The following is an 8225-nucleotide window of genomic DNA, read 5'->3' as shown; positions in this document are numbered from 1 at the left end:
AATTGATTCTGCTGCGGTTATCGTTTATCCAAGGATCGGTGTTCAGGCATCTAACAATTCCGCTAGACCGATAACACAGATGCTCAAAACGGTTTCGATAACGACCCAACTGGGTGATGCAAGTTGTCTAGCATCACAGCGACAACTTAAACTCATTTGAGAAGCTTGCTAAGGAGGATTATTACCTTTCCTCACCTAGTATATTAGCACGTTGTGTAAGCGGTTACAACTAAAAGCCTTGTTTTTTCCAAAATATTTTTGGGGGCAGTAGCGACAGTGCTGAAAGTGCGTGAAATAGCGGTTTGTGGACTTGTAATGAGCTGGCTGGTAAGCAGATGCAGATAATTGATCTTATGATAAATGAAAAAGTGAGAGTAAATAGTAGATTACTTTCAATAATTCATTGAATCTTAACGCTAGCAACGTATAATTAGTAAGTGAAATGTAACCGCTTTATGAATTGTAACCGAATTAAGGCTGTGCTATTGTACTTTGGACCAGCTAACGGGCGAATCGCAAAGTTAGATAGGGCGGCTGGTTTAGCTTAGCCACTTGATGGTAGAGAGAGGACTGATTTGAGATGACTTTTAAAGAAGAAGCGTATGAAGCACTGGGTAAAGTGATTGATCCTGAGTTAGGAGTCGACCTAGTTAGTTTGGGCTTGATCTATGATGCCCAGATCACGGATGACGGCGTTGCGGAGATTACGATGACGTTGACGATTGCGGGCTGTCCCTTAACGGAATGGCTAGCAAAGGATATTCATGATGAATTAATCAAGTTGCCACAGGTCAAGGAAATTGAAATTGAAATCGTCTGGGAACCAGTGTGGTCCGATAAGATGATGTCACGCGAAGCACGGGTACAACTAGGGATTCATTAATAATAGCTATTGTGAGACCGCAAGCTTGGTAATTATTACTAAGACTGCGGCCTTTTTTGTAACTAACTATAATTATCGCTACATTTCACTAGTTGACTCTGCGTATGTTGAATTCGGTTAATGATTCTTGGATGGAACTTGGTATTTGATGAAACTACATGAAGCATAGCTACTGTAACTATCAACCAGTCTAGCCGGAGGTGGGTAATGCTGGCGGTGCTGTGAAGGTGGCGTTATTCCGGTGATTTTCCGGGATGACGCCACGGACGCTTTTGGTCATTGGCGAAGTGTGTCAATGACCAAAACGAGGGACAAGACCGTTCCTCAGGCTTGGCCCGGTCCCCACAGCTAAGCTAGTATTGCCCATCGGAGGCGAAAGTTGTGACTAGTTTTTGCTTTTTAGATAAATAACGGCAAGACAAAAACAGCGCTGATATCACCACCGGAAACGGTAGTAATATCAACGCTATTTTTGTCTGAAAAGAATGACCTAGAGTTTTGGTAGTGGCATCCAAGTCTTATAACCATTGTAGTCCGCGGTGTGTAACAACTTTTCAGCGTTAGCAACACGGTCTGACGTAGGAGACTCGATGCCTTCCAAACGATACTTGATCTTCATTTCATGATATTTCTTAACACCCATTGTGTGATATGGGAGTACTTCAACTTTTTGGACAACATTGTTAGGAATTGTAGCAATGTATTCGCCTAATTCGGTCAAGTAGTTATCATAGTCAGTCCGTTGAGGAATCAGGACGTGACGAATCCACATATCTTTATGATGTTCAGCCATATATTGAACCATATCTAAGATGTTTTCATTACCATACTGGGTTAACTTCTTATGTTCGGCCGAGTTGATGTGCTTAATGTCGACTAATGAAATATCAGTCACTTTCATTAAACGTTCAAACTTGTCGAAGAAAGGTTGTTCCCGAGTAAAAGGCTGACCGGATGTATCCAGACAAGTACTGATATTCATGGCTTTAGCTTTCTCGAATAATTCGAGAATAAAGTCAATCTGTACTAGTGATTCACCACCACTAACCGTAATACCACCAGTCTTACCCCAGAAAGCACGGTACTTAGCAGCATCTGCAAGGATTTCATCAGTTGTCATCTGATCCCCAACGTTAAGCTTCCACGTATCAGGGTTGTGGCAATACTGACAACGCATGTGACAACCTTGAAGGAAAGCCACGTAGCGAATCCCAGGGCCATCCACTGAACCGAATGTTTCGATAGAGTGGACGTAACCGATCAAAGGCTCCTTTTTAGTAGCTACTGCATCTTGTTGGTTTTCCATGAGCCTTTCACCTTCTTATCAATTTAATAGTCTTACATTTGTTCGAAGAATGTCCGTGAAATAACGTCATCTTGTTGTTCCTTAGTTAAATCTGCGAAGTAGACACAGTAACCAGAAACACGAACCGTCAATGTTGGGTATTCTTCTGGGTGTTTTTGAGCATCGATTAAGGTCTCTTTATTGAAGACGTTGATGTTCAAGTGCATCCCATCGTTGTTCATGTAACCATTTAACATGTTGACCAAAGTATCTTTACGTGATTCAAGATCGTGGCCTAACGTGCTTGGTGTTACACCGAAAGTATTTGAAATCCCATCGGTAGCGTAACGGTATGGCAATTTGGCAGTTGAGAGGAGTGAAGCTAATGCCCCGTTCTTTTCAGCGCCGTATGCTGGGTTAGCACCTGGTGAGAATGGTTCGCCTTTTTGACGACCGTTTGGTGTAGTACCCGTGTTCTTACCATAAACAACGTTTGAAGTGATGGTCAAAACAGAAGTAGAAAGTTTAGCACCACGATAGAGATGATGAGTATTCATCTTAGCGTATAGTTCTTTAACTAACCATTTTGCAATGTCATCGGCACGGTCATCGTTGTTCCCATAACGAGGGAAGTCGTTGTCAGCTTTGAAGTCAACGGCGATACCCTTTTCGTTACGGATAACTTTAACGTGACCATACTTGATAGCTGAGATTGAATCAGTGGCGTGTGATAAACCAGAGATCCCAGTAGCGAAGGTCCGGTTAAGATCGGTATCCTTCAATGCTAATTGGGCAGCTTCATAGTAATACTTGTCATGCATGTAGTGGATGGCATTCAATGAGTTAACGTAAACGTCAGCTAACCAATCCATTTGTTTGTCTAATTTACGCATGAATTCATCGTAATCGATGTATTCAGAGGTGATTGGTTCGTAGGCAGGGCCAACTTGGTCACCGGCGATTTCATCACGACCACCATTGATGGCGTAAAGAAGAGCCTTAGCTAAGTTAGCACGAGCACCAAAGTACTGGAGACCATCGGCAACTGGTTGTGCAGAAACACAGCAAGCAATACCGTAGTAATCAGTACCCCATTGTACCCGCATTAAGTCATCATTTTCATATTGGATCGTTGAACTGTTGATTGAAACTTCGGTAGCGTAACGTTGGAAGTCTTCAGGCAAACGTTCTGACCAGAGAATGGTGATATTTGGTTCTGGAGCTGCACCCATGTTGTCCAAGGTCTTTAAGATCCGGAAAGCAGTCTTCGTAACGTGATGTTGGCCATCAAGACCTAAACCACACATTGAAAGGGTTGCCCAGATTGGGTCGCCAGAGAATAGTGAGTTGTATTCTTCAGTACGGATGAAGCGAACCATCCGTAATTTCATAACGAATTGATCGATTAATTCTTGAGCTTGGCTTTCATCGATGACGCCATTTTCAAGGTCGCGTTGGATGAAAATATCCATAACCGTATCAATACGACCAACAGACATTGCGGCACCGTTTTGGGTCTTGATTGCAGCTAAGTAAGCAAAGTAGATCCATTGAACAGCTTCTTGTGCGTTAGTGGCAGGTTGACTGATGTCGTAGCCGTAGCTAGCAGCCATCTTCTTGATGTCATCTAAGGCGCGGTATTGATCTTGAACTTCTTCACGAAGACGGATAACGTCATCAGTAAGTTCGCCATCACCAATGTGAGCAAAATCATTGGCTTTTTCTTTCATCAAACGGTCGATCCCATAGACAGCGACACGTGGTAAATCAGGAACAATTCGGCCACGTGCGTAAGCATCTGGAAGACCAGTAACAATCTTGTAGTGACGAGCTTTACGCATGTCTGGAGTGTAAGCATCGAAGACACCTTGGTTATGAGTCTTACGATATTCAGAGAAGATCTTGTCGTTTTCTTCATCAGGAGTGTAGCCGTATGCTTTGAGGGCATCATCGGCCATCCGAATACCACCAAATGGCATGAATGCACGTTTTAGTGGCTTGTCAGTTTGTAGACCAACAATTTTTTCGAGATCCTTTTGAATGTAACCAGGACCGTGTGAAGTAATAGTTGCGACAACTTTGGTGTCAGCATCTAAGACACCGCCGGCTGCACGTTCTTGTTTCTTTAATTCTAGAACTTGATCATTTAAAGATGTGGTTGCAGCGGTTGGGCCTGCTAAGAAGCTTTCGTCGCCGTTATATTGTGAGTAGTTGTTTTGGATGAAATCGCGAATGTTGATTTCTTCTTGCCAATGCCCACCTTTGAAGCCTTTCCAAGCTGGGGTTGTTTTTGTTTCTGATGTAATCATTTTCTCGCCTCCATAATTTGAATCCAATCAAATGATTGATAAATTCTATATTTGAATGATAACATTATTTATCGCGTTTGTAATCGCTTTCAGGAAATTAATTTCACAAACTTGATGTTTTTTTATTGTCCCTCTAGTTGTATGATAGCGGGGAACGTTGATGTAGCAGCAGGCGAGCATCAGTTTAGCAACATTAGGAAAGTAAACTAAATTATAAAAAGTTATTACTGATTAGTGGGCGTTGATATAGAAGTGGAATATAATTAATAACAGGATGAAGACTCAACTAGTTAGTCAATGAAGCTGATTGGCCAATATTGGCACACGAATGGGCGTTTGCCGTTGCTTTTATGAAGAAGTCCGTTATTATAAAGAAAGATAACCCAATTAATGAGTTAGAGAGTAACGATTCATTAATGATGAAAGGTGGACGCACTGCGAATGCTAGAAAAAATTGAACAGTATATTGATAGTTGTATTGATGCAGGAGATATTTACGGAGCGTCCTTTAGCTTAATTACACCTAAAGGAATTAATCAGTATTATCACGGTAAACAGGGCCAAGATGAATTTGCAATTGGATTAGACGCCTCGATGATTTATGACTTAGCGTCGGTAACCAAAGTTGTCGGAACGACGACACGGATTTTTCAGTTGCTATCGGATCACACGATTCGGTTAACGGATTCAGTGGCGCGTTTCTTACCAGGTTTCAACCATCCTGAAATCACGATCAAGAATCTATTGCTACATAATAGTGGCTTGCCAGCTGATATTGCTGTTTCGGATGCAATGAATCGTGAGGATCTAATCAAGGCGGTCTATGAAGCGCCACTTGTGACGGAACCAGGAACGACTTACGTCTATTCTGACCTAGGCTACATCTTACTGGGTTGGATTATTCGGACGGTTGACGGTTCATTAGCTCGTAGTGTTCAAGATCATATTTGTTACCCACTAGCGATGACGAATACTGGGTATAACTTGAATCGACCAAAGATTCGCTTTGTGCCAACGGAGTTTGATCCACGACGAGGCCAGATTCAGGGCCAAGTGCATGATTATAAAGCTTTCTTGCTGAACGGCGAGAGTGGTCATGCAGGTCTGTTTTCTACATTGACTGATTTATCTGTTTACGTAGAGATGATGTTAGCCTTTGGTGAGTATCAGGGCAAACGAGTGTTGGATGAAAATGTCTTTGACTGGTTAGGCGAGTATGATGAACAGGGACGGACCCTTGGTTGGGAACGTCATGCTGGACAACACCAATATTTCCATACTGGTTTCACTGGACCAGCCATCGCTTTTGATCTGGATCGACAGATTGGGATGGTGATGCTTACCAATCGCGTTTACCCAACTAGTGATAATCAGGCGTGGAACAAGGATCGCCAACATGTATTAGATTTGTTTTTTGAAAAGTAGAAATTAATAAGGGACTGTGATATCAGTTTCTAAATTAAAAGGCAGGTACAGTGAAATCCGAAGATTTCACTGTACCTGCCTTTTATACTAGCCCGACGTATCTTTAGTTACGGGCTCTAATCTTGGAACTAATTTAAATTGAGCGACGTATCAAATGTCTTATAAGCGTTGTCGTCATCATAATTATCGGTATCATAGTTAGCATCCCATTTTAGACGGATACTTGTAATGCTTTCAACGGTGGATAGTTTTGGCAAAATGAAGTATAGGTTACCGTCAGCATCGGTGCCCTTATTTAAATCACCATCAAAATCATCACTATCGATGTCAGCCTCGACTTGCTGACCATCGTTAGTACTGAGTTTGGCTTGTGTTGGATACGCAGAAATATCACGCCCTGCGTGGATACTCATGTGGACTTTTACGATACCATTAAAATCTTTCTTATCACTACCGCTACCATTAGTGTAAGTGCCATCTGTTTTATAGACGGTGACCTTATCAATCTTAAACGTAGAGTTAGCCCAGCTACTATCGGTAAATGAGGCACTATAAGATTTTTGATCGGCGATATCAATGTCGTCATCGTCAATGGTAATGCTATTAGAACTTGAGTCCGAGCTATCACTAGTTTCACTATCACTGTCTGAGTCTGAACTAGCAGTAGTTGCGCTGCCACTATCATTGTAACTATTGTTAGAGTTAGTCTTGGACGTTGTAGTCAGAGCGGAGTCAATTGCATTGGCACGAGCTGTTGCGTTAACAAATGCAGCGTATGCTAATGTACACAGAACTAAGATACACCAAGTCCACCATTTATGTGTCCAGGGTGTAGGGTGGCTAGCCGAATGGTCAAAGCGTTTTCCGGTAGCATTAGAACGTTGACATAGGAAAACAATGATTAAAAATGGTCCGGCAAGTGGAATAAAGTAGTACCATAAATAATGAGCCGATCGGTTGCTGTCGTGAAGCCGACGGACACCAGCTGTGAATTGCATCACTGAAATCCAAGTCAGAAGTGCTGAATAAATTAGTAACAATATAAGTTGTAAAGGATTTACGTGTAGCGGGTTGAATATGAGTGCAGGGTGATTGTATACTGTGATGCCAAATACAATAGTTAAAACTAGAGAAATTAGCATCAAATCTAAGTAAAGCCACCAATATTGAGGTCGCGTAATCCGCTGTGACCAAGTAAAGGTTTGCCGCATTCCTAGTTTTAGTGCAGTCCACATATTGACGTGTTCTGGCTGATTAGGCTCATTGTTCTGGTTCAGTGAGTTTGTATCATGGCCTTCAGTGGAAGCTACTGTTTCTTGTGTTGTGCCACAAAAGGAGCAGAAAGTCGCGTTTGCGGGAATTTCCTTTCCACAGTTAATACAAAATTTTGATTCTGACATCGATGTTCCTCCTGGAATACTTATACTAGGCGAAATATATATAGATATAAGTAACTTTTTTTATGATCGAACAAGTGCTTTTGACGGTCGACAATAAGCATAGCATAGCTTGATGAAAATATTAATAAAATATTAACACTAAATTCATATTTTATTCATTTTTTCATCGATTCCGTTCTGTTCACGAAACGATAAATGATAGCTTCGTGAACAGAAATTAGTTGTGTCAGAAACTTTTCTTCCATATATAGGGATAATATCGTAAAGTGAATGCGTGAGGATTAGCGCTGCAACCAGCGGAACCCTGGTAGTCGCCGGAGTATTTTATAGATAACTGCTCCAATGATGAAGCCAGCCCAATTAGTGATGACGTCATCAATGTCGACCCAGCGTTTTAAGTTTACTAGTAGATCGAGAACGAATTGCCCACATTCAAGGGTCAACCCGGTTAATAAACCAAGCCAGATGATTCGCCGCCAGGGAAGATCGGGAAAGTTCCATATAAATAGTCCACCTAATGGGACGGTCAATAAGACGTTGAGCCAAAACTCAATGTCCATTTGCTGAAAGGGAATGACGTTTAATTTCACGGGTCCCCATTGAATGTAGTGCAGAACGAGCTGAGTGCCAAAGTTGTAGCTCGTTGGGGTGTAGCAGAACGCTGTGATGATCCAGATGAAGAGAATTAAGCACAATTGCTTAAATAACCGGATCGGTTTGGTAGTTGTGCGCCAACAAGCGTAGAGCATTAACATGAATAATATAGAAATAAGTGTGAATGGTAGCCAAGCTAACATAGTAAAATCGCTCCTTTATTACTGTAAGTATAAGGAAAAACAGGGCGTTTAGCTATTAATTGAGAAAAATAGTGAAAAAGTGTTGACACTTTTATTCCTACTTGGTATATTAGTACACGTTGCTGC

At 41.7% G+C, this 8225-nt stretch carries 6 protein-coding genes; 2 read left to right on the top strand and 4 right to left on the bottom strand.

Features of this window, described 5'->3' with window-relative positions:
* The first annotated feature begins 580 nt into the window (after positions 1–580).
* Entirely contained in the window at positions 581–883 is a 303-nt protein-coding gene (locus ACG95_RS12645; RefSeq protein WP_048000877.1) for a metal-sulfur cluster assembly factor, read from the top strand.
* Between the two features lie 490 nt (positions 884–1373).
* Here ACG95_RS12645 and pflA read toward each other — a convergent pair whose 3' ends face one another.
* Together pflA and pflB are read right to left on the bottom strand one after the other, a co-directional pair.
* Positions 1374–2189 carry a pyruvate formate-lyase-activating protein gene (gene pflA / locus ACG95_RS12640; protein ID WP_048000876.1) on the bottom strand — a complete coding sequence of 272 codons (816 nt, stop codon included), beginning with the start codon at positions 2187–2189 and terminating at the stop codon, positions 1374–1376.
* Between the two features lie 32 nt (positions 2190–2221).
* Complete coding sequence (pflB, locus tag ACG95_RS12635) at positions 2222–4477, bottom strand: formate C-acetyltransferase (protein WP_048000875.1); 2256 nt, start codon at positions 4475–4477, stop codon at positions 2222–2224.
* A gap of 435 nt (positions 4478–4912) precedes the next feature.
* Between pflB and ACG95_RS12630 the strand changes: the two genes are divergently transcribed.
* Positions 4913–5902, top strand: a complete 990-nt coding sequence (locus ACG95_RS12630; protein WP_082137377.1) for a serine hydrolase domain-containing protein — start codon at positions 4913–4915, stop codon at positions 5900–5902.
* A 128-nt stretch (positions 5903–6030) separates the two neighbouring features.
* Here the strand turns inward: ACG95_RS12630 and ACG95_RS12625 are convergent, their stop codons facing one another.
* Both ACG95_RS12625 and ACG95_RS12620 read right to left on the bottom strand, forming a co-directional pair.
* Entirely contained in the window at positions 6031–7302 is a 1272-nt protein-coding gene (locus ACG95_RS12625) for a DUF805 domain-containing protein (RefSeq protein ID WP_048000873.1), read from the bottom strand.
* Positions 7303–7583: 281 nt separating this feature from the next.
* Positions 7584–8099, bottom strand: coding sequence for a VanZ family protein (locus ACG95_RS12620; RefSeq protein ID WP_048000872.1), 516 nt, complete (start codon positions 8097–8099; stop codon positions 7584–7586).
* Between the last annotated feature and the right edge of the window lie 126 nt (positions 8100–8225).

The sequence above is a fragment of the Lactiplantibacillus herbarum genome (assembly GCF_001039045.1).
Lineage (GTDB): Bacteria > Bacillota > Bacilli > Lactobacillales > Lactobacillaceae > Lactiplantibacillus > Lactiplantibacillus herbarum.
This window is presented reverse-complemented; position numbering and strand designations above follow the sequence as displayed.

Excerpts from the sequence above, each read along its gene's own strand:
- ACG95_RS12645 (WP_048000877.1), top strand. The coding sequence starts at position 581 with ATGACTTTTAAAGAAGAAGCGTATGAAGCACTGGGTAAAGTGATTGAT.
- pflA (WP_048000876.1), bottom strand. The coding sequence starts at position 2,189 with ATGGAAAACCAACAAGATGCAGTAGCTACTAAAAAGGAGCCTTTGATC.
- pflB (WP_048000875.1), bottom strand. The coding sequence starts at position 4,477 with ATGATTACATCAGAAACAAAAACAACCCCAGCTTGGAAAGGCTTCAAA.
- ACG95_RS12625 (WP_048000873.1), bottom strand. The coding sequence starts at position 7,302 with ATGTCAGAATCAAAATTTTGTATTAACTGTGGAAAGGAAATTCCCGCA.
- ACG95_RS12620 (WP_048000872.1), bottom strand. The coding sequence starts at position 8,099 with ATGTTAGCTTGGCTACCATTCACACTTATTTCTATATTATTCATGTTA.